Source organism: Microbulbifer agarilyticus (assembly GCF_001999945.1).
In the GTDB taxonomy this organism is placed as follows: Bacteria; Pseudomonadota; Gammaproteobacteria; order Pseudomonadales; family Cellvibrionaceae; genus Microbulbifer; species Microbulbifer agarilyticus_A.
Genome location: NZ_CP019650.1, coordinates 2,807,724 through 2,830,061, shown reverse-complemented (window position 1 = coordinate 2,830,061; position 22,338 = coordinate 2,807,724). Strand labels below are relative to the sequence as shown.

The 22,338-nt window shown below is 55.2% G+C and carries 20 protein-coding genes; 10 read left to right on the top strand and 10 right to left on the bottom strand.

From position 1 onward, the window contains the following. Positions 1 to 61: 61 nt before the first annotated feature. Positions 62 to 514 carry a hypothetical protein gene (locus tag Mag101_RS11730; protein ID WP_157520327.1) on the top strand — a complete coding sequence of 151 codons (453 nt, stop codon included), beginning with the start codon at positions 62 to 64 and terminating at the stop codon, positions 512 to 514. Between the two features lie 642 nt (positions 515 to 1,156). Here the strand turns inward: Mag101_RS11730 and Mag101_RS11725 are convergent. The 7 genes from Mag101_RS11725 to Mag101_RS11695 all read right to left on the bottom strand — a co-directional run bounded on the left by Mag101_RS11725 (position 1,157) and on the right by Mag101_RS11695 (position 10,819). Next, positions 1,157 to 1,837: a zinc metallopeptidase gene (locus Mag101_RS11725; RefSeq protein ID WP_077405152.1), complete on the bottom strand. Its 681-nt coding sequence runs from the start codon at positions 1,835 to 1,837 to the stop codon at positions 1,157 to 1,159. Between the two features lie 109 nt (positions 1,838 to 1,946). After that, positions 1,947 to 2,495, bottom strand: a complete 549-nt coding sequence (locus Mag101_RS11720) for an NlpC/P60 family protein (protein ID WP_077405149.1) — start codon at positions 2,493 to 2,495, stop codon at positions 1,947 to 1,949. Between the two features lie 144 nt (positions 2,496 to 2,639). Next, positions 2,640 to 3,125: a YcxB family protein gene (locus Mag101_RS11715; RefSeq protein WP_077405146.1), complete on the bottom strand. Its 486-nt coding sequence runs from the start codon at positions 3,123 to 3,125 to the stop codon at positions 2,640 to 2,642. 161 nt (positions 3,126 to 3,286) lie between these two features. Then, complete coding sequence (locus Mag101_RS11710; protein ID WP_077405143.1) at positions 3,287 to 4,576, bottom strand: ribonucleotide-diphosphate reductase subunit beta; 1,290 nt, start codon at positions 4,574 to 4,576, stop codon at positions 3,287 to 3,289. A gap of 201 nt (positions 4,577 to 4,777) precedes the next feature. Next, positions 4,778 to 7,741, bottom strand: a complete 2,964-nt coding sequence (locus Mag101_RS11705) for a ribonucleoside-diphosphate reductase subunit alpha (protein ID WP_077405140.1) — start codon at positions 7,739 to 7,741, stop codon at positions 4,778 to 4,780. Positions 7,742 to 8,696: 955 nt separating this feature from the next. Next, complete coding sequence (gene argF, locus Mag101_RS11700; protein WP_077405137.1) at positions 8,697 to 9,614, bottom strand: ornithine carbamoyltransferase; 918 nt, start codon at positions 9,612 to 9,614, stop codon at positions 8,697 to 8,699. A 17-nt stretch (positions 9,615 to 9,631) separates the two neighbouring features. After that, entirely contained in the window at positions 9,632 to 10,819 is a 1,188-nt protein-coding gene (locus Mag101_RS11695; RefSeq protein WP_077405134.1) for an aspartate aminotransferase family protein, read from the bottom strand. A gap of 296 nt (positions 10,820 to 11,115) precedes the next feature. On the opposite strand from Mag101_RS11695, the gene grxD reads away from it, so the two are divergent. After that, positions 11,116 to 11,448 carry a Grx4 family monothiol glutaredoxin gene (grxD, locus tag Mag101_RS11690; RefSeq protein ID WP_077405131.1) on the top strand — a complete coding sequence of 111 codons (333 nt, stop codon included), beginning with the start codon at positions 11,116 to 11,118 and terminating at the stop codon, positions 11,446 to 11,448. A gap of 147 nt (positions 11,449 to 11,595) precedes the next feature. Here the strand turns inward: grxD and bfr are convergent, their stop codons facing one another. After that, the gene (bfr, locus tag Mag101_RS11685) at positions 11,596 to 12,078 is read right to left on the bottom strand and encodes a bacterioferritin (protein ID WP_010133094.1); all 483 of its coding nucleotides are present in this window, start codon (positions 12,076 to 12,078) and stop codon (positions 11,596 to 11,598) included. 547 nt (positions 12,079 to 12,625) lie between these two features. Between bfr and Mag101_RS11680 the strand changes: the two genes are divergently transcribed. Then, on the top strand, positions 12,626 to 12,979 hold the full coding sequence (locus Mag101_RS11680) for a DUF1622 domain-containing protein (RefSeq protein ID WP_077405128.1): 354 nt from the start codon (positions 12,626 to 12,628) through the stop codon (positions 12,977 to 12,979). Between the two features lie 73 nt (positions 12,980 to 13,052). Here the strand turns inward: Mag101_RS11680 and Mag101_RS11675 are convergent, their stop codons facing one another. Next, positions 13,053 to 14,369, bottom strand: coding sequence for a DUF2254 domain-containing protein (locus Mag101_RS11675; protein ID WP_077405125.1), 1,317 nt, complete (start codon positions 14,367 to 14,369; stop codon positions 13,053 to 13,055). A gap of 176 nt (positions 14,370 to 14,545) precedes the next feature. Beyond that, complete coding sequence (locus Mag101_RS11670; protein ID WP_077405122.1) at positions 14,546 to 14,758, bottom strand: bacterioferritin-associated ferredoxin; 213 nt, start codon at positions 14,756 to 14,758, stop codon at positions 14,546 to 14,548. A gap of 349 nt (positions 14,759 to 15,107) precedes the next feature. Here Mag101_RS11670 and Mag101_RS11665 point away from each other — a divergent pair, with 349 nt between their 5' ends. The 7 genes from Mag101_RS11665 to sixA all read left to right on the top strand — a co-directional run bounded on the left by Mag101_RS11665 (position 15,108) and on the right by sixA (position 22,244). Beyond that, the gene (locus tag Mag101_RS11665) at positions 15,108 to 15,710 is read left to right on the top strand and encodes a peroxiredoxin (protein ID WP_077405119.1); all 603 of its coding nucleotides are present in this window, start codon (positions 15,108 to 15,110) and stop codon (positions 15,708 to 15,710) included. A 382-nt stretch (positions 15,711 to 16,092) separates the two neighbouring features. Continuing rightward, the gene (locus tag Mag101_RS11660; RefSeq protein WP_077405116.1) at positions 16,093 to 17,310 is read left to right on the top strand and encodes a serine hydrolase domain-containing protein; all 1,218 of its coding nucleotides are present in this window, start codon (positions 16,093 to 16,095) and stop codon (positions 17,308 to 17,310) included. Between the two features lie 133 nt (positions 17,311 to 17,443). Continuing rightward, a complete protein-coding gene (htpG, locus tag Mag101_RS11655) occupies positions 17,444 to 19,357 on the top strand; it encodes a molecular chaperone HtpG (protein WP_077405113.1) in 1,914 nt (637 codons plus the stop codon). A gap of 284 nt (positions 19,358 to 19,641) precedes the next feature. Then, entirely contained in the window at positions 19,642 to 20,691 is a 1,050-nt protein-coding gene (locus Mag101_RS11645) for an NAD(P)H-dependent glycerol-3-phosphate dehydrogenase (RefSeq protein WP_077405107.1), read from the top strand. A 29-nt stretch (positions 20,692 to 20,720) separates the two neighbouring features. Further along, a complete protein-coding gene (locus Mag101_RS11640) occupies positions 20,721 to 20,999 on the top strand; it encodes a DUF4389 domain-containing protein (RefSeq protein ID WP_077405105.1) in 279 nt (92 codons plus the stop codon). Positions 21,000 to 21,146: 147 nt separating this feature from the next. Then, entirely contained in the window at positions 21,147 to 21,740 is a 594-nt protein-coding gene (locus Mag101_RS11635) for a DUF4389 domain-containing protein (RefSeq protein WP_077405102.1), read from the top strand. Positions 21,741 to 21,785: 45 nt separating this feature from the next. Next, entirely contained in the window at positions 21,786 to 22,244 is a 459-nt protein-coding gene (gene sixA / locus Mag101_RS11630) for a phosphohistidine phosphatase SixA (RefSeq protein ID WP_077405099.1), read from the top strand. Positions 22,245 to 22,338 lie beyond the last annotated feature (94 nt).

Here is a 22,338-nt window from a genome sequence, read left to right as displayed (position 1 = left end):
AAAAATCTACTTGGTTTTCAGGATCGATCCATTCGATACTTTGGGGATGGAGGTATGTATTTTGAATCTAGGTAGATTTTGTAGATTTGCTTTGGTAATTTTTTTGCTTACGCAAATGGTTGCGTGTAGTCAAGAAATTACAAATGAGTATATTTATTCGTATGATCAAAGTTGTGAACATGAATTAGTTAACCTTAAAAAAACATTGGAGCGTGCGGGCATCTATGTCTCTTATGAGATAGTCTCTCCAAAGGATGATGTTATTAAGGGGATTCCCTGGAGTTCCATAATTAGGATCCAGGTTGGAGAGGCCTATAGTCAGGATGCGTTAGTTGGACTTCTCAATAATTTTCAGGCTGAGTGCGGCCCAAGCAGAAAGGTTAGACTTCCTGCGAATATACTGAATGCTGACGGTGTTAACTCATTGGTTGCCGAACTGAAGCAAGCAGCTTCTGGTGGGCCGCATTTAGTTTACATTGAAAATGGAACACCTATATTGGTGTCGGGTGAATAGGATCGTCTGGTTTGTTAGTGTTGAAATGGTTTATTAAGCCGACGTTTATATTTTTCTCGGAGGAATCTGGGCGCTGATTTCAAACAGTTTTGGGTGCGATAGCGGCGTTATTTTTTATTTCTGTGGTTTTCAAAAAATAATTAAGCGGGTATTGTTCCCGCTTAATTTCTTATTTTCCTGTGCTTGATGGTGTACGTCGAAGTGCATTTTTAATGTTCTGCTTACTTGGTGTCTTATCTCTGTGAATATCCGCTGGTTAGACGCTCGTCTATGTACATTTTGAAGATGTTCGCCTTTTTACGGCGGCTCATGAGCTTAGGTATCCAGTGGCGTAAGTTTCTCACTTCCTGGAAATGTTCTTTCAAGCCAAGTTGACTTACTTAGTGGTTGGTGATGAATAGGAAGTTCTCTCCATCTCGCGGGCACCCATGCTCAGATCGCTAGCCTTCGTAGGTGGCGATTGCACCGGCCCGAAAATAGAAACTCGGTGTTGGCTATTTTAGTCTGATCTGAGTGCCAATCTGTGCGGGGGTTGGTTAGGGTTGGCGAGACCATTCCATGTTGTGAGGGTTGCGTCCGCTGCCCCGGTCTTGATTCTGCTCTGACGATTCTATGTCGGCACGAAAACGGCTTCATCAATGACTAGCGGATAAACCGTATCCAGCGCCACAGGCGCAGCACATCCAGCAGAGCTCCCGCCACGTAGGTGAGCGCACAGGCCTTCAGAACGCTGTGTGCCGAGCCTAACAGGTGTTCCGGAAGGTATCCCTCCCTGAGTATGGGCAGGGCCTTGTTGAAGCTCGCATCGTACTCTTCCGGCAGTATTGCTACGTACATGAGCGCGGATGCGAGCATGGTGATTACCGCCACAATCCCGATCCACAGGAAGATCACTGGTGACTTGATCAGCAAAGTGAGAATTGGTGCGGCGACCAGAATGTAGCCGCCGATTTTTTGGATCTGGCCGGCTTTACCCAGATACTTGTCACGCAGCCTGGAGACGGGCTCTTCGCGGCAGAACTGGATCGCGTGGCCTACTTCATGGGCCGCTACCGCCACCGCGGTGACCGACTTGCCGTGGTAAACATCCGGGCTCAGTGCCACGATCTTTTCCGAAGGCGAGTAGTAGTTCTGGTCCTTTCCCGCCTTGATAACCTTTACCCCGTCGAGCTCGTAGCGCTCAACCAGGTGCTCGGCCAGTTCCGCTCCGGACCCCGGCATATCGCCGATCTCGGTGGAGTGGCGCCACAGCACGTAGCGCACCCACAGTTGTGGGCCGACGATAAGGGCGACTATGGCCAGGGTAATCAGTACGTAAGGCATCTTTGGTTATCGTGCTCAATTACTAGTTGTGGCAGACGCCAAAACTCTACGCGTGCCCCGGCGATTATTCCAGCATAAAGGGATATTAGTGCTGTTGGAACCGGTGGAATCAGGACCCTTTAATAGGCTCTAGTTCCAGTCTGCGTGCCCGCCAATAACGGCTTTTCCAGTAGTGATCCGCCATATGGGAGATGGTGACGCCTTTGGACACAGACGCGTGTAGGAACTTACCTTCTTCAAGGTAGATTCCCACGTGCCGGCCCCGGCGGCCGGTCTTAAAGAAGACCAGATCTCCCGGGCGAAGTTGTGCTCGCTTGATGGACTCTCCGGCCAGCACCTGATACTGAGTGGTGCGGGGTAGCTCGATCCCCATGTGATCGCGGTAGATCAGGTAGACCAGCGCCGAGCAGTCGATACCGCGTTTGCTCATGCCCCCCAGTCGATACGGGATGCCTTTCCACTCTTGATGCTGCTTATACAGGCTGGCCTTAACCAGCTCGTTGGGTGAGAGGGATGGCTGTGCTGCCTTGGGATATTTTTTTGCGGGGCTGTTGGAGAGATTGGCGGTGTCTTCCGGTGAATGCTGATACGGGGCCATGCTGCAACCGGCCGTTGTCAGGATCGCGAGGGAGCAGGGTAGCAGCAGTCTTCTTTTCATCGGTTACATCAGTGCCAACGCAGCAAACAGCGCCCGTAGAGCGACGGCCGAGTTTGGTTTTAGGGTGACACCATCGTACCGGCTTTAACTGAATGTGGGCTGAACCACATGATCTGCCGGTATTTTGCGCTCGCGCATTTTCACCTAAGCGCGAGCACTTGCTGCTCGGTCTTTGATCTGTTCGACTAGACCATCCGGAAATAACGATTTTGACAAATAGTGCTGGCCACTGGACTTGGTGATAAGAATCAAACCTAACTCGGTATCAACGACTTGTTCGATATCCGACCAGGGCAGTGTTGTGTGTGCATGATCACTTTGTGTGGTTACTCGCTCTTCGTCGATAGTCAGAGTCACCTCACTATTGGCGCTTCTGCCCAACATCTGCCGAGCTAGCCACCAGGCACGTCGAAACCGAATATGGAGTAGTTCCAGAAGTGCGAAAGCAACCAGTATGTAGCCCAAAACTTTGGGTTGTTCGGTAAAAAACAATGTCCCGGTACCTGCGACTAGCATCAAGAGGGGAAACAGATAATTTGGCTTGATGCTTTTTCCGTAGAGTGAAGACTGGTCATAACACTCTGCAAGGTAATCCCGTGACAAGGTGAATTGAGTTTTAAAAGGTTGCATTCGCACCACTCGTTATTTTCTTTGGTCTATCAGAAATTCTGACGCTAAATGGAATTTCTTAAATAAAAAAAGCGGGCATTATGCCCGCTTAATTACCTCTCTTCCTGTGAGCGACTACTTCTTGTAATAATTCCGTTTATTACTGTCGGTGTGCTACGCAGTTACCACTGCAGTGCACCACCGGTTTGATATTCAATTACGCGCGTTTCGAAGAAGTTCTTCTCTTTGCGCAGGTCCATGATTTCAGACATCCATGGGAACGGGTTCTGCGCGCCCGGGAACTGTTCTTTCAGACCAAGCTGGCTCAGGCGGCGGTTGGCGATGAAGTGCAGGTACTCTTCCATCATGGCGGCATTCATGCCGAGTACGCCGCGGGGCATGGTGTCGCGGGCGTAGGCCACTTCCAGTTCCATACCTTCCAGGATCATCTGGGTTACTTCCTGCTGGAACGCATCGGTCCACAGGTGCGGGTTTTCCAGTTTGATCTGGTTGATGACGTCGATGCCGAAGTTCAGGTGCATGGACTCATCGCGCAGGATGTACTGGAACTGTTCGGCAACACCGGTCATCTTGTTGCGGCGGCCCATGGACAGGATCTGGGTGAAGCCGCAGTAGAAGAAGATACCCTCGGTTACCGCATAGAAGGCGATCAGATTGCGCAGCAGTTCCTGGTCCGCTTCCGGGGTGCCGGTTTTGAAGTTGGGGTCGCCGATGGACTGGGTGTGGGACAGGCTCCACGCCGCTTTCTTGGCCACGCTCGGTACTTCGCGGTACATGTTGAAGACTTCGCCTTCGTCCATGCCCAGAGACTCTACACAGTACTGGTAGGCGTGGGTGTGGATGGCTTCTTCAAAGGACTGACGCAGGATGTACTGGCGGCACTCCGGGTTGGTGATGTGGCGGTAGATGGCCAGCACCAGGTTGTTGGCTACCAGGGAGTCTGCGGTGGAGAAGTAACCCAGGGAGTATTCCACGATGCGACGCTCGTCCTCGGTCAGACCGTCGGGGTCTTTCCACATGGACACGTCTTTGTTCATGTTTACTTCTTGCGGCATCCAGTGGTTGGCACAGCCGTCGAGGTATTTCTGCCAAGCCCAGTCGTATTTGAACGGCACCAGCTGGTTGAGGTCGGCGCGGCAGTTGATGATGCGCTTCTCGTCCACCTCGATACGGGCTGCGCCCATTTCCAGTTCTTCGAGGCCGGGAGCCGGGTCCAGATCGTTTACGGCGGCACGGGCGGCTTCCACGGCGGAGGAGGCTGATGCGCTGCTCGCGGTTGCGCCTTCTTCCTGGGCCGCGGTCGATGCCGGGGCACTGCTCGCGCTCTCTACCTGGTAGTTAGCGCTGGGTTCGGTGACTGCCTGCTGCTCGGATTGCAGTGCGCCCGGCACCGGTTGCGGTTCTTTCGCTTTCTGTTCGGGTTTGGAATCGATATCGTCCCAGCTCAGCATGACTTCTTCCCCTTCTGTGGGTGGCGAGCTGTTGAATAACAGCTCGCGCAAGTGTGTGGTGTGCGGTCGGCGCCCGGCCCGGACCTCTTGTTGGATCCGGTACCGGGGCGGCGCTTATGGTCTTGGTTGCAGGCGCTTCGTTTGAAAACGAGTGTCTGCGGTCGCTCTCCCCCGAGAGTCTTTTAATCTAGGGCCGGCCAATTACTGGCAGGCTTCACAGTCCGGATCGTCCAGAGAACAGGCCTGCGGCACGGCGGCCGGTGCGCCCATTTCCTGAGTGCTGGACTGCGCTGCCGGAGCGGCGCTGGCCGCGGGTGCGCCGCCGGCACTTACTGCGTTGAGGGAGCCAGTGTTCACGGTGGATTTCTCCGTGGTGGTGGCAGCCAGTGCACGCAAGTAGTAGGTGGTCTTCAGACCGCGGTACCAGGCCATGCGGTAGGTCAGGTCCAGCTTCTTGCCGTTGGCGCCGGCGATGTAGAGGTTCAGGGACTGCGCCTGATCGATCCACTTCTGACGACGGCTGGCGGCGTCTACGATCCAGCGCGGTTCTACTTCAAACGCGGTGGCGTATTTGGCTTTCAGGTCCGCCGGGATACGGTCGATCTTCTGCACGGAACCTTCGTAGTACTTGAGGTCGTTGACCATCACCTTGTCCCACAGGCCGCGGGATTTCAGGTCGTGTACCAAGTACGGGTTCACCACGGTGAATTCGCCGGACAGGTTCGATTTCACGTACAGGTTCTGGTACGTCGGCTCGATGGACTGAGAAACACCGGTGATGTTGGCGATGGTCGCAGTCGGTGCGATAGCCATGACGTTGGAGTTACGCATGCCCTGGCTGGCAACCTTCTCGCGTACTACGTCCCACTCGAGGGTGGTGCTGGTGTCCTGGTCGATGAACTGCTCGCCGCGGTTCTTGGCCAGAATTTCGATGGAGTCGATTGGCAGAATGCCCTGGCTCCACAGAGAACCTTCGTAGCTGGTGTAGCTGCCGCGTTCTGCCGCCAGATCACTGGAGGTGGAGATGGCGTAGTAGCTGATCGCTTCCATGGTGGTGTCGGCGAACTTGACGGCTTCATCGCTGGAGTAGGAGATGCCGGCTTTGTACAGCGCGTCCTGGAAGCCCATCAGGCCCAGGCCCACAGGGCGGTGGCGCATGTTGGACTGACGCGCGGTTTCCACGGAGTAGTAGTTAATGTCGATCACGTTATCGAGCATGCGCACGGCAGTCTTGACGGTGCCTTCCAGCTTGCTGATGTCGAGCTCGCCGGCATCATTGATGTGCTGGGACAGGTTTACCGAGCCCAGATTACATACGGCGATCTCGTCGTTCGCTTTGGTGTTCAGGGTGATCTCGGTGCACAGGTTGGAGCTGTGTACCACACCGGCGTGCTGCTGCGGGCTACGCAGGTTACAGGCGTCCTTGAAAGTGATCCACGGGTGGCCAGTTTCAAACAGCATGCCCAGCATCTTGCGCCACAGGTCGAGTGCGCGCACTTTCTTGTGCAGCTTCAGCTTGCCTTCCGCAGCCAGTTGCTCGTAATGGTTGTAACGCTCTTCAAACTTGTCACCGAACAGGTCGTGCAGGTCCGGGGTGTCTGCCGGAGAGAACAGGGTCCACTCTTTGTCTTCAAACACACGCTTCATGAACAGGTCTGGCACCCAGTTGGCGGTGTTCATGTCGTGGGTGCGGCGACGGTCGTCACCGGTGTTCTTGCGTAGCTCGAGGAATTCTTCGATGTCCAGGTGCCAGGTTTCCAGGTACGCACAAACTGCGCCCTTACGCTTGCCACCCTGGTTTACCGCAACCGCGGTGTCGTTCGCTACCTTCAGGAACGGTACAACGCCCTGAGACTTACCGTTGGTACCTTTAATGTAGGAACCGAGGGAGCGCACTGGGGTCCAGTCGTTACCCAGGCCGCCGGCCCATTTGGACAGCATGGCGTTGTCCTGGATCGCACCGTAGATGCCGTGCAGGTCGTCTGGCACGGTAGTCAGGTAGCAGGAGGACAGCTGCGGGCGCAGGGTACCGGCGTTAAACAGGGTCGGCGTGGAGCTCATGTAGTCGAAGGAGCTCAGCAGGTTGTAGAACTCGATCGCGCGGGCGTTCGGGTCTTCTTCATTAATGGCGAGGCCCATGGCAACACGCATGAAGAAAATCTGCGGCAGTTCGAAGCGGATTTCATCGCTGTGGATGAAGTAGCGGTCGTACAGGGTCTGCAGGCCGAGGTAGGTGAACTGGTGATCGCACTCGGGCTTGATCGCTTCACCCAGTTTTTCCAGGTCGAAGCTGGCCAGTGCCGGATCCAGCAGTTCCAGTTCAATTCCTTTTTCCACGTACGCAGCCAGTGCCGGCTTGTACAGGCTTTCCATTTCTTGCTGGGTAGCGGACTCGGCAACGCCCAGGAAGCGCAGGGCTTCGGAGCGCAGTTTGTCTAGCAGCAGGAAGGCGGTGGCGTAGGTGTAGTTGGGCTCTTGCTCAACCAGGGTACGCGCGGTGATTACCAGCGCGGTATTGATGTCGGTTTCGGAAACACCGTCGTACAGGTTCTTCAGTGCTTCGCCGAGGATCAGGTCGCCGTCGACGTCGGTCAGGCCTTCGCAGGCTTCGCGTACGATGGTGCGCAGGCGCTCCATGTCCAGCGGTACCAGCTTGCCTTCTTTACTGCCGTCTTCAACTTTTACGCGAATGCTCGGGTGCATGTCGGCAGCCGCTTCCGGTGCCGCTGCTTTCTCTTTTTCTTTCTCGGCACGCAGACGCGCGTGCTCTTCACGGTACAGAACGTAGTCGCGCGCGATTTTGTGTTCGCCGGCGCGCATCAGTTCCAGCTCAACCTGGTCCTGAATCTCTTCAATATGGATGGTGCCGCCGGAAGGCATGCGACGCTTGAAGGTTGCGCTGATGTGGGAAACCAGATCGGCCACGCGCTCGTGGATACGGCTGGAGGCGGCGGCAGTGCCACCTTCTACGGCGAGGAACGCCTTGGTGACGGCTACAGAGATTTTGCTGTCGGCGTACGGCACCACGGTACCGTTGCGCTTGATAACACGGATCTGACCGGGGGCAGTGGCAGCCAGTGAAGTATTGCTGCTGGCCTGGTCTGTTACCGATTCCTTGGTGGTGCCGTTTGGCTCAGACTGGGGGCGCCCTGTCTCTGTGTGCATGAAATTCTCCGTAAATTGTGCGTGCGTGTCGTGGTCGACTGCTTTTGGTTTTTGCTTTGATTTATACAAGTTCGGCTTGTGGCCTTAACTCTTTACGCAACCGCTAGTGCTTCTCTGTTAAGTGCTTTTACATCGCGCTTAACAGGCGCTTATTTATTAGCCAGCGCAGTCTCTTGAGGAACCAAAATGATTCCGCAGGCACAAGTAGTTGTGGCGAAGAACAGGCTTCGCTCGGATAACTCTTGCGGGGTACATCTTTGAAACTGCGATTGGCCTGAGCGCATTGCCCAGGTGTCGCGTTTTGCCCAGAAGAGGGCGCCTAAAACGGACAACCTGCTGTGCCAACTAGTTGGTGCGAAAGAGGTCGAACACAAGATATTGTGGTTGCTGAAAGTGCCTGGCGACGTTTTCCCAAGGGTAATTTGGGGTTGGCCTGGTACCTAAACCCAATATGTTGGGGTTCGACCTCGAATGAGCAACAAGATAATGCGGTTGGGGGGGTAATTCAAGGCGGATAACTCTGGAGTTACTTGTGGATAATTTGTGGGTAGCTGGTGCGGCGGTGGATTTTTCCTGCCGCTAGCGCCCGCCATTACTGGCCGGGTATAAAAAGTGATCAGCGGATTGCGCGGGGCGGGTGTTTTAAGAATATTTTTTAATAGTAATCGGGTCTTAAATTAAGCCCGGCAATAACCGCCCGAGGTTGCACATTGTGTGATCAAACCGACACTGTTAGGTCGATTTTAGCGCCATTGTTGACCTTTGGCCCTTTCGAGTTATCAGCTGTCTGGGATGCAATTTGTGGATAAAAATTGTGCATGAGAGGGGAGCTCTTTGCACAGCGGTGCGTACGAAAAATGAGCACCCGCAAGGCGCTATAAGCTGCTACAAAAAAGGGCGCCAGAATATTCTGGCGCCCTTCGGTATGCAGGATTAAAAGGTGATCGAAAAGCGATCAGCCGTTGCTGTTCTCCTGCAGGAATTCCATCAGCGCCTTTTGTGCGTGCAAACGGTTTTCCGCTTCGTCCCATACCACTGAGATCTTCTCGTCTTCCAGTAGCTCTCCGCTCACTTCTTCACCGCGGTGTGCGGGCAAGCAGTGCATGAAGACTGCATCGCTATTGGCGTGGCTCATCAGTTCGTGATCGACGAGGTAACCTTCGAAAGCGTTTAGGCGAATTTGCTGCTCGGTCTCCTGGCCCATGGAGGCCCATACGTCGGTGGCTACCCAATCGGCGCCGCTCACTGCTTCTTGCGGTGTGCGTACAATTTTTACCCGGTCTTTGGCGCGGGCGACAATGGATTCGTCCGGGTCGTAACCCTCGGGGCAGGCGATGCGCAGCTCAAAGTCGTACATCAATGCGGCATTAATGTAGGAGTGGCACATGTTGTTGCCGTCACCAACCCAGGCCACGGCCTTGCCTTCCGGGCTACCGCGGTGCTCCACATAGGTTTGCAGGTCCGCGAGCAGCTGGCAGGGGTGGTAGCTGTCGGACAGGGCGTTGATCACCGGTACCTTGCTGTATTCCGCGAAGCGCTCCAGCACGTTGTGACCGAAGGTGCGGATCATCACCATATCCACCATGCGCGAAATCACGCGCGCGCTGTCTTCAATCGGTTCGCCGCGGCCCAGCTGGGTGTCGCGCGGTGACAGGAACAGTGCACTGCCGCCCATCTGCGCCATGCCCGCTTCAAACGATACGCGGGTACGGGTTGAGGACTTTTCAAAAATCATCCCCAGTACTTTGTCGCGAAACGGTTCGCTGCTGACACCCTGGTTGCGCAGGGCTTTTACTTCGATGGCGCGCTCGATAACTGCGCGCAGTTCATCCCGGCTCAGGTCGAGGAGGGTGAGAAAATGTCTGACTGCCATGTTGGTTTCCTCCGAATTCAGGCGGCCTGTTGGGCGAATTCCCGCACCAGTGCGGCGACGGTGGTGGCGATCTGGCCGCACTCTTCATCACTCAGGGTGAGTGGTGGGAGCAGGCGCAGTACATTGCCAGCGGTAACGTTGATCAGCAACCCCTGTTCACGGGCCAGATCGACCAGCTCGGCGCAGGGGCGATCCAGCTCAATGCCGATTAACAGGCCCAGGCCGCGAATATCCACAACATGGGCGCAGCCGGCAAGCTCCGCTTTCAGTTGATCCACTAGCTGGGTGCCGAGGCTGGCTGCTCTTTCTATCAGCCACTCGCTTTCCAGTGTTTCCAGAACGGCGAGGCCGGCGCGGCAGGCCAGCGGATTGCCACCGAAGGTGGAGCCGTGGGTGCCCGCGCTAAAGAGTGCTGCGGCTTCGCCGCGGGCGAGGCAGGCACCGATGGGTACACCGTTACCGAGCCCCTTGGCGGTGGTGACCACGTCTGGCAGCAGGCCGTCGATATACTGGTAGGCGAACAGCTTGCCGCTGCGGCCATTAGCGGTCTGGATTTCATCCAGCATCAGCAGCCAGTTCTGGTTGTCGCAGAGTGCGCGCAGGCGCGCCAGATAGTCCGCATCCGGGATGCGGATACCGCCCTCGCCCTGCACCGGTTCTACCAGAATCGCTACGATATCTTCGTGCTCCGCGGCCAGCTTCTCGATGGCGGCGACGTCATTATAAGGAACACGTAAAAAACCCTCGGGCAGGGGAGCAAAGCCCTCTTGTACCTTTGGATTGCCAGTGGCGGTCAGCGTTGCCAGGGTACGGCCGTGGAAAGCCCCCTCGGTAACCACAATTTTCGGGCAGGCGAGGCCGCGCTGGTTGCCCAGCTTGCGCGCCAATTTGATGGCTGCCTCGTTGGCCTCGGCACCGGAATTGGAAAAGAATACGTTGTCCATGCCCGACTGGGTCACCAGTTTTTCCGCCAGCTGTTCTTGCGGGGGAATGTTGTACAGGTTGGAAACGTGCAACAGGGTGTTGGCCTGCTCCTGAATGGCCTGGGTGACCGCCGGATGGCAGTGGCCGAGACCGCATACGGCAATTCCGGAGAGGGCGTCGAGATATCGTCGGCCATTGTCATCCCACACGTAGTTGCCTTCGCCTCTGACCAGGGTCAGGGTTCTGTTACCGTAGTTTTGCATCAGTGCGGGAGTGGCCACCGTATATCTCCTCTGTGGGTGGGTCTCAAAGCGTGGGCCGGTATCCGCCGGCCCCGAACAATGGGAAAACCGCAGAAAATGCGTCTTTTGCGTTTTCTGACCGCAATTTTCCCGGGAAACCGGCAATACTAGCACAGCCGGAGCCCGGTAACAGAGGCCCATAGCTTCACGCAGGCCGCGGATGGGAATCGAATCGGAATCGGGTACAATGCGCGCTTTCGTTGACGGATCGACACCGCAGAAGCCGGGGTCACTCGTATTTCCAACCGACTTTTCAGCCGAGGTTAGCTTCCACTATGGATACTCTGGAAAATATCAAAAAGCAGATCGCCGATAACGACATCCTGCTTTATATGAAGGGCAGCCCCAATGCGCCACAGTGCGGCTTCTCTATGCGCGCTTCCCAGGCGATCATGGCGTGTGGCCAGCGTTTTGCCTATGTGGATATTTTGGCGAACCCGGATATTCGCCAGGAACTGCCGAAGTACGCCAATTGGCCGACTTTCCCGCAGCTGTGGGTTAAGCAGGAGCTGGTGGGCGGCTGCGACATCATCATGGAAATGCATGAAAACGGCGAACTCAAGACGTTGATTGAAGAGGCCGCAGGCAGCGCCGAACAGGGCGAGTGATTGCACTTTTCCGTTCGTACGGCCCATAAAAAAACCGCGGCATTGACCGCGGTTTTTTTATGTCTGCAAACATCGGGATGCGCGCTGCTCTCTAGCAGGCCCTACCTAGTAGGTAGTAACTAGTAGGCAGCAACCGCGCAGCGACGCTTACTCGTCGGAAGCTTTTTCCATCTGAGTCTGCAGATAGTTTTGCAGGCCGACCTTGTCGATCAGGCTAAGCTGAGTTTCCAGCCAGTCCACATGCTCTTCTTCGGAGTCGAGGATGCGCTGCAGCAATTCGCGGCTGCCGTAGTCACGGATAGACTCGCAGTAGGCGATGCCGTCACGCAAATCCGGGATCGCTTTTTTCTCCAGCTGCAGGTCACACTTCAGCATTTCTTCAGTGTTTTCACCAATGAGCAGTTTGCCCAGGTGTTGCAGGTTGGGAATGCCTTCAAGGAAGAGAATCCGCTCGATCAGCCAGTCGGCGTGTTTCATCTCGTCGATGGATTCGTGATATTCCTTATCCGCCAGCTCTTTCAGACCCCAGTCCTTGAACATGCGGGAATGCAGGAAATACTGATTGATCGCAATCAGCTCGTTGCCGAGAGCTTTGTTCAGGTGTTCGATGACTTTTGGATCGCCTTTCATTGCGTTAGCTCCATGTTGTTTCCTGCGGCTTCCTGCTCAAGCGATAACTCGTTTACTTGGGGCAGGGGAGCCCTCACTTAATTTTATTGTCCCGATTTCCGCTCGAGGGGCTGGATTGATAAAAATCATTGAACCCCGAGCGAATTGCGGTCGAGTTTGATGGGCAGAATGCGGCAAGTCAAGGCTGAGTGCGAAATTACGCAGGGACTATATATAAAGGCTTAAAAGCAAATTTAGCCGTAAAGGTAAACGAAAACGATTCCTACTTAATATCAGCGGCTTCTGCCTACTGCGAGTCCGTACGAGGGTATCGACTACACTACAGTGATTTTATTTTCCCCCGCCACGAACCATCTTTCAGCTATGCATATTGACGTCTAAGTACACATAAAAAGACATGTCCGCCGAAGGGCAATAGAGTCAATGAGCGCGAAATGAACCCGAACATCATTGGCTGGCTCGCATACGCGGGGGCGGTAATGGCAGAGTTGGGAACCGATGCTGGTCTGGTTTAATCGCACAAAGGGGCTTTGAGGGTAGCGACGTTATGGAGCAATACTTCCATACCTTTCTCGCGGGAGCTGTCTTTGTCATAGAAGCTACGGCTTCATTGATTATGGTGTGGGGCTTTGTCGTCGCGGTTTATGAGGTCTTGCGCGCATCCAGAACCGGATCGCACGCGGAACGCATGTTTGCGCTACAGATGGCGCGCTGTGATCTCGGTATCAAGCTGGTGTTTGCGCTAGAGCTGCTGATTATTTCTGACTTGTTACACACGGTGGTAAGTCACACGCTGGACGATCTAGTGTTTCTTGGAGTGCTGGTTGCGATTCGCACTATCGTCGGTTTCTTCTTGAATCGGGAAATCGAGCAGGTGAAGGGAGAGGTTGGCAAGTTTTGATGTGAAAAGAAGAGGCAAGATAAAAAGCTAGTTAGGAGCGGTTACCGCTAGAAATGTTCGGCGCAGTTGCGTGTTACTCCAGCAATTTGCGCATTTTTGATAAATGCTTCTGTATCGCGTCAATATCGAACCTGTCCTCGAGACTGATGGCACAATCCTCTTTCAAACGCAGCATTAGGCCGTAAAGTGCCTGGCGATCCTCCCGTCGGCAGCAAATCTCGGAAAGTTCAATTAGTCCACCGCACAGGTGTCGCATCACCACGCCGCTGGTGCGTCCGTATTCCAGTATTTCGTCGAGTGCGGCGGCAAGCACGTGAGATAAATCGAGCTCGCTGACGATGAGCCGCAGATGACCGTCCTGATCGTAAAAGCAGTTGGGGAGTGGGGGCCGCTGGAGAATCACGCCGATGCCATCCATTAAGCGGTCGATGCACGTGTATGCCGTAAATGGATCATTGATACCCGGGGATAAGGCCCTTACTGCGACCTGCGACATCTGACGAATAGAAAAAATTATGTCTTGCCCCGCGGTGGGCTGTGCCCCGAGGGTGAATGCCCCTTGTATTGCCCTGGCGATCTCCTGACTATCCAAATGCCGCGGCGGATCAGAAACCTGCGCCATAACGCCCCAGTGATAGAGAAAGGTGCCGGGGTGGCTCTGCAACTGAACGCAGCAATTGTTCTCGCGTGCCCAGTCGATCAATGCCTGCCGGTCAATAAGCTGAACATAGCCCTCCTTGTTTGTGCGTACGCAGGTGCTGTCTTTGTTCTGCGGCAGCTCTCTCAGGTCTTCGCGGCTGGCGGCCGGGGCACGGCACTCTTCCGCCGGGTAGATGGTGTCCAGTGCCGAGCGAAATTCCCGGTTGATGTGAAAGGTAATGTTGTCGATTTGGATCGACTGCGCCACGTTGTGAATGAAGTAGATCAGATAGGCAATACACCCCAGTGCAAGGAACAGTGCGAAACTGACCGAGAGGGTGGGCTGGGTTCGCTCGGTCTCAGCGCCAAGTACCCGGATAACCATCAGTGCGTAAACGAAGGTTGAGAGGAAGATACCCAGAGAGACCTGTGTGCCGCGGTCGCGCATGAAATTGCGCACCAGGCGCGGGCCAAATTGGTTGGAGGCGAGGGTCAGGGCGACCATGGTGATTGAGAACACGGTACCCGCGACGCTAATGGTAGAGGTGGCGATAACGGTGAGCAATGCGCGGGCACTGCTGGGGTCATGCAGACGCAGCCAGCTGAGCCCGGGCAAATGGCCTGCCTCATAGGTATTGTCGATTGCGGTAAACAACAGGGCGAGGAAAATGGCCGCCGTCATCATCAAGGTGGGGATGAGCCAAAAGCTGGTTCGAAGTCTGCTAGCGATATATAGCAGCCGCTGTTTCATGATGTTGCGGTTTCCCCACGCTTGAAATCTCGTCTTTTAAGGGTAGGCGAGTAAGGGTAGGCGGGTGGGGTGGCGTGGAGTAGGGATGCAATGCAGGGCAGAGGGACAAAGAAGCCGACGTGCGCGCGTTACTTTTGACTTGTAACTTGCGCGCACGCATATGACGGTGCAGCTGATTAGCCGGCGGAGTAGAACAGTGCGCCGTTCGCTTCGGCGGGCATGCCAGCAGACATGGTCTCGTCGATGATTTCCTTGGTCAGTTCCGCACAGCGTCCACATTGGGAGGAGACGCCCAGTTGGCGGCGCAGGGCTTTAATGGAGGTGGAGCCATCGTGGACCGCGTCTTTAATCTGACTGTCGGTGATGCCTTTACAAATACAGATGTACATCGGGAAACCTGGTGCAAATTCGATCTACTGTTTATCGATAAAGAGATCTTATTGTTAATGAGAATAAGTGTCAATAAGATTTTGCTATCGATCAATCATTATTCTAGCTGCTCTTTATATGAACTGTAGGGTCAGTTGGTGGCTTCTCGGTCAACGGATGGAGGGCGGGTGTTTTTGCTGCTGACTGATAGGTGGCGTCTGCTATTGCCGCCATATAAAAAATTAATGGGACTGCCATAAGCCCCTGTGTATCATAGCGGCCCCCTATCGATCTTTTGTCACTCTATAGTCATTGGTTATAAAGTGACCGTTTCTACAATCCATTATTTATCTCATTGAGGAGATTTTCATGGCTGTATTAGTAGGCAAGCCCGCTCCGGATTTCACAGCGGCTGCAGTACTGGGCAACGGCGAAATCGTTGACGAGTTCAACCTGGCAGAAACCATCAAGGGTAAGAAAGCGGTTATCTTCTTTTACCCGCTGGACTTCACCTTCGTGTGTCCTTCCGAGCTGATCGCCTTTGACCACCGCTTTGAAGAGTTCAAGAAGCGCGGCGTTGAGGTAATCGGTGTTTCCATCGATTCCCAGTTCTCTCACAACGCATGGCGTAATACCGATATCAACGATGGTGGTATCGGTCAGGTTAAATACGCGCTGGTTGCTGACGTTAAGCACGAAATCTGCCAGGCATACGACGTTGAAGCGGATGCTGGCGTTGCTTTCCGTGGTTCCTTCCTGATCGACGAAGAAGGTGTTGTTCGTCACCAGGTGGTAAACGACCTGCCGCTGGGCCGTAACGTAGACGAAATGCTGCGTATGGTTGACGCTCTGGCGTTCCACCAGGAGCACGGCGAAGTATGTCCGGCTGGCTGGCAGGAAGGCGACAAGGGCATGGACGCGTCTCCATCTGGCGTTGCAGCCTACCTGAGCGAGAACTCTGACAAGCTGTAAGTCATTGTTCGCGCGGGGAGGGACGTGCATCCCTCCCGGTAAAAAAACCGCCTTCAGGCGGTTTTTTTGTGCCCGTTGTTCCCGTGAATCACATAAAGGTGGAAAAAACGCTAACATGTGCGCTTGTTCCACTTTGATCGCGGTATCCGGCCTCTGCTAAATGAGTGACCTACCGGGTCATTTTGGCTGTGAAGAATCTTTGACTGAATGTTTCTGGTTAAAGAATTTTTTAGCGGGCTGCTAGTCTTAGTACGAGTACCCCCACAAATTTTGGGGCCAATCACTTGCTAGGTCGATATGGCCGGGTAGCGAGGAATCGCTGCGGATTGCAGTACGGCACATGGTGTAATTCAAGGTGTATCAAGGCATTTTTCACAGAATCTTGAGCGGCGCGCGAGGCCTGTGGCTTTCGCTGGTTGCCGCATTGATACTGGCGACGCCTGCCGGGCACGCGCTTGCCGAGCCCGTACGAGGTGCCAAGTCCGCCTCTGCCGCTTCATCGAAAAGTGTTGAGGCCAGCGCGCGGGAGTTCGATCGTTATTTCCGCCAGTTGATGAAGAAGAGTGGGATCCCTGGCGGCGCCTATGTGATCGTAGACCACGATAAGGTCGTGGCCATGGATACCTACGGCGTGCGGGTCAAGGGGAAGCAGGAGAAGATCACATCACACACGGTGTTCCGTCTTGCCTCGGTATCCAAAACGTTTGCCGGCAGTATGGCGGCGCTTCTCGAGCATGAGAACAAGTTCAATTGGGGCGATAAGGTGGTGCGCTATGTGCCGGAGCTGCGCTTTAAAACCCCCGCGCTCTCCATGCAGTTGCAGGTGCAGCACCTCCTGAGCCACTCCTCCGGCCTGACGCCAAACGCCTACGACAACTATCTGGAGGACAACCGTCCTCTGTCGAAAATTCTGCCGATGTTTTCCACCATCGATCCGCACTGCGCCCCGGGCAAGTGTTATGGCTACCAGAACGTGCTGTTCAGCCTGATCGAAGACGTAATTCACAAGGCAACGGGTGTCCCCTACGGCCGGCAATTGAAGCAACGCTTCTTTGTCCCCCTGAAGATGGAAGACGCCTCCCTGGGCTGGGAAAGCTTTATGGCGGCCAGTAATCGCGCGGCCCCCCATGTCCAGACCGGTAAAGGGTGGCGCCCAGTGAAGGTAGAGAAAGAGTATTACCTGGCGGCGCCCGCGGCCGGAGTGAACGCCAGTATCAGCGATATGGGGCAGTGGCTTAAGGCGCAATTGGGTGCTTACCCGGATGTACTGCCACCCGAGGTCATTGCCGACCTCACCACCGAGCGGGTGGAAACCCGCCGCCACTTGCGCCACCGCATCTGGAGGGACTACATCGATCATGCGGGTTACGGGTTGGGCTGGCGTCTGTATACCGTGGGCGATGATCGAATCGTGTTTCACGGTGGCTGGGTCGCAGGTTTCCGTGCAGCCATTGCCTACTCGGAAAAACGCAAGGTCGGTATCGTCATCCTGATGAACGCGGAATCCCGGGTAATTTCGGATCTCACCGCCAATTTCATTGCCGATATCACCGGCCACGGCAAGCTGGTACAGGCGACCGCGGCAGCGTCGAAAAAATAATCAGTTGGTGCTTGTCTAACGTTTCTCGTTGCGGGTGTTCAGTTCACGCTTGAATTGCCCGCATCCGTCCCAATATTCCTCCCCTTGACGACGATTTGTCTGTAGTTGAATTGAACAAGGGGAGAACCGTTCCATGACTGTTGCGGCGCATAAAGAGAGCCACGGTTTCCAGACAGAAGCCAAGCAGTTACTGCACCTGATGATCCACTCGCTGTACTCCAATAAGGAGATTTTCCTACGCGAGCTGGTTTCCAATGCCTCCGATGCCGCAGACAAGCTGCGCTTTGAGGCCCTCTCCAGCCCTTCATTGCTGGCGGAAGACCCGGACCTGCGTATTCGCATCGAGTTCGACAAAGACGCCGGCACGCTGACCATCTCCGATAACGGCATTGGCATGAGCCGCGACGAGGTGATCGAAAACCTGGGTACCATCGCGCGCTCCGGTACTGCCAACTTTATGCAGAACCTGACCGGCGACCAGAAGAAGGATGCACACCTGATCGGCCAGTTCGGTGTGGGCTTCTACTCGGCGTTTATCGTTGCCGACAAGGTGGATGTCTTCACCCGTCGCGCCGGCGCCGATGCCAGCCAGGGCGTGCACTGGGAGTGCAGCGGCGAGGCCGAGTACTCCGTGGAGAATGTCGAGTGGCCGGATCGCGGTACCCGTGTTGTGCTGCATCTGAAAGACGATGCCATAGAATTTGCCGATGGCTGGCGCCTGCGCTCCATCATCAAGAAATACTCCGATCACATCGCTATTCCGGTAGAGATGCTGAAAGAAGAGGCGCCTGCCGCAGAGGGCGAAGAGCCGGAGGAAAAGGCGCCGGAATTTGAAGCGGTGAACGCTGCCCAGGCCCTGTGGACCCGTCCGCGCTCCGAGGTGAAGTCCGAGGAGTACAAGGAGTTCTACAAGCACATTTCCCACGACTTTGATGACCCGCTCACCTGGAGTCACAACCGTGTGGAAGGCAAGCTGGATTACACCAGCCTGTTGTACATCCCTGCGCGTGCGCCATTCGACCTGTACCAGCGTGACGCCGCTCGCGGCCTGAAGCTGTACGTACAGCGCACCTTCATCATGGACGACGCCGAGCAGTTCCTGCCGCTGTACCTGCGTTTTGTAAAAGGTGTACTGGATTCCAACGACCTGCCGCTGAACGTCTCCCGTGAAATCCTGCAGAAGGACCAGAACACCGACGCGATCAAGAGCGCACTGACCAAGCGTGTGCTCGACATGCTGGACAAACTGTCGAAGAAAGATGCCGACGAATACCAGAAGTTCTGGGATCTGTTTGGTTCTGTAATGAAAGAAGGGCCGGCGGAAGACTTCTCCAACAAAGAGAAAATCGCCAAGCTGCTGCGCTTCTCCACTACCCACACCGATGACACCAAGCAGGATCAGTCTCTGGAAGACTATGTGGGTCGCATGCAGGATGGTCAGAAGAACATCTACTACGTGTGTGCGGACAATTTTGCCACTGCCAAGTCCTCCCCTTATCTGGAAGTCTTCCGCAAGAAGGGTATCGAAGTACTGCTGCTGACCGACCAGGTAGATGAGTGGTTTGTTGGCCATATGCAGGAATTTGACGGCAAGCCGTTCCAGGATGTGGCCAAAGGCGCGCTGGATCTGGGCGAAGCTGAGAATGAAGACGACAAGGCGGAGCGCGAGAAGGCCGAGAAAGATGCCGGCGCTCTGGTTGAGCGCGTCAAGGACGTGCTGAAAGAGCGCGTGGAAGATGTACGCGCGACTACACGTTTGGTGGATTCGCCGGCGTGTCTGGTGGCCAGTGACAATGATATGGGTCTGCAGATGCGCCGTATCCTCGAGCAGGCCGGCCAGGCGCTGCCAGATGCCAAGCCGGTATTTGAGGTGAACCCGAGCCACCCGCTGGTGCAGCGTCTGGATCAGGAGCAGGATGAGGACCGCTTTGCGGACCTCACCAATATCCTGATGGATCAGGCCAATCTGGCGGCGGGCAATCAGCTGGTAGATCCGGCAGATTATGTGCGTCGTCTGAACACTCTGCTGCTGGAGCTCAACCGCTAACAGGTGGCTGATCGTTCTTGCAGGAAGGCCGGCGGGGTGCTCCCCGCCGGCCTTTTTTGCATGTGTGTTTTGCCGGGAGTAACAAGCCGATCCCGCCGTTCGTACCATCGCACACGGCCGACCTGGACTATATTCTTCGTGTTGTTTTTTTGCGCGATTTGGCAGCGATTGGACAGCATTTGTCGGTGAACTTGGCAAAACTGCTGAAAACTCCAAATGGCCATTGGGTGCTGGCACCCGGCTCCGTATAATCCCCCGCTGAATAGCAAAAACTACAGAGCGTTATGACTCAAACAGACGTATCCTCGAGCGCCCCGGAATCCCGTTTACCCATCGCCATTCTTGGTGGGGGTAGCTTTGGCACGGCCGTCGCTAATATTGTGGCGGGTAACGGCCACGACACCCGGCAGTGGATGCGTGACCCGGAGCGGGCAGCCACCTGTATGGCCGAGCGCGAAAACAAGAGGTATCTGCCGGGCGTGCCACTGCACTCGGACCTGCAGATCACCGCCGACCTGGAGCAGGCGGTGCGCGGCTGCCAGATCGTGTTTGTCGCCATCCCCAGTCAATCCTTCCGCGAAGTCGTAAACCGCGCGGCGCCCATGCTCGACCCGGGCACCATGTTGATCTCCCTGACCAAAGGGGTGGAGCACGATAGCTTCCACCTGATGAGCGACATCCTGAAAGAGGAGGCCGAGGGCATGCGTGTGGGGGTGCTGAGTGGACCCAACTTCGCCAAGGAAATTGTCGCCGGCCACTACACCGCAACCGTGATTGCCAGCGAAGACGAGACATTGTGCGCAACCATTCAAAAGGTTCTGCACTCGGAAACTTTCCGCGTCTACTCCAGTAACGACGTGTTTGGCGTGGAGCTGGCGGGAGCGCTGAAGAACATTTACGCGATTGTCACCGGTATGGCCGTGGCCCTGGGGCGCGGACAAAATACCACCAGTTTGCTGATCACGAGGGCGCTGGCGGAAATGATGCGCTTCGCCGAGGCAGTTGGCGCCGATCCAATGACCTTTATCGGGCTCGCCGGAGTGGGCGATCTGATTCTTACCTGCTCCTCGGACTTGAGCCGTAACTACCGCGTGGGTTACTTGGTGGGTAAGGGCAAGAAGCTGGATGAGGCGGTTACCGAAATCGGCCAGGTGGCGGAAGGGGTCAACACCGTTCGTCTCATTAAGGCCAAAGCCGACGAATTAGGGGTATACATGCCCTTGGTTTCTGCAATTCACGCCATATTATTTGAAGGTACCCCGATACCAACGGTGATCCGTGAGCTGATGTCCGGGGCGCAAACCTTTGATGTGGCCTATTCGGCCAAATCCTGATTTACCTTTTTTTGAATTGGGGGCGGTGAATGAATAACGAACAACTGAAGCAGAATTTGACCTCTGCGGACCACTGGACGCGTCTGCTGTTTATGGTGCTGTTTGTGATACTGCTGGAAATTGCCGGTGTGGTGATGCTGGCGACCATCGTATTGCAGTTCCTGTTTGCCATTGTTTCCGGTGGCCCGAACGAAAATCTGCGTCGCATGGGTGAGCAGATTGCTTCGTATATCTACCAGACGCTGCAATTCCTGATTTACAACACGGAAGAAAAGCCGTTTCCGTTTTCCGAGTGGCCGCAGTCCTGATCTGCAGCTCAGATAGAAATCCGGGCTATATTGAGGGTTCTTGAACCGCTGAGCCCGGAAAAGCGGAACGCAAACCGCTGAATCCAATGCCGGCAGGGGCCGGCTTCTCCCATTTCTGGTGCCCAACAAAGGACTGGTGATCGCCAAATGAGCAATGAAGAACTGAAACAAAACCTGACCTCTACCAATCAGTGGTTGCGCCTGATCTATATGGTGCTTTTCGCGGTACTGCTGGAAATTGCCGGCTTTGTCATGCTGGCGGTAGTGATTGCCCAATTCCTGTTTGCCATTGTCAGCGGCAAAGCGAATGACAACCTGCGCCGCCTCGGTGACCAGATTTCTTCCTATATCTACCAGACCCTGCAATTCCTGATCTACAACACGGAAGAGAAACCGTTTCCCTTCTCGGAGTGGCCGGAGTCCGAGGAAGAAGATCTTTCCACCTATGAGAGCGCCGAGGAAATCGATGGCGAGGTAATTGCGGTGGCAGATGCAGAGGCCGATGCAAGTACCGAGAGCGATGAGGTCCCGGCTGACGCTGAGGAGAAAACCGTCACCGCGACCGAGGCTAAAAAGCCGAAAACACGCACGAAAGCCAGCACTGCGTCGTCAGAAGGCCAAGCGGCAGAGGCTGATGAGCCGGTGATCCAGCTGGGGGCAGATAGCGATTCAGCGGCCGATACCGCTGCCAAAGACGCTGCCAACGCGCATCGCAAGGAAAACAGCGCCGACGAAAAGTAGGGCTCCGTATACGGTGAACTCACCGGCAATGATTGGGAGAAGTTAGTGCTGTTGTTTGTTATGCGCCACGGGCGGGCAGAACCCATTAGTAAAAGTGACGAGACCCGCGCCCTTACCGAGGACGGTCGCGAACAGGTCGCCGCGGTATGCAAGGAGCGCGCCTCAGAGCTCGCACAGGTAAAGACTATCTGGGCGAGTCCGTTCGTGCGTACCCGCCAGACAGCGAAGATTGTTGCGGACATCTTTGATTTGCCGGTGGAGATCAACGAGGTCTTGACCGGCGATACCCCGGCTCAGGCGGTTCTGGATGCACTGGCGGAAGTGGATGAGAAAGACTTCCCGGTGTTGCTGGTCAGCCACCAGCCACTGGTGGGCACTCTAGTTAATCGGCTCTGCGGCAGTGCGGAAGAACTCCCTATGGGGACTTCGACTCTCGCTTGTCTGTCTGCGGATGTCTGGGCGTGGGATTGCGCAGAACTCGAGTGGTTGCAGCACAAGCCCTGATGCCAATTTCTTAGTCAAAGCCCTTAGTCCAGCCCCTTAATACAAGCAATCGGTCATAACTCGTGAACCCTGCTGCCATTGTGGTGGTGGTTAG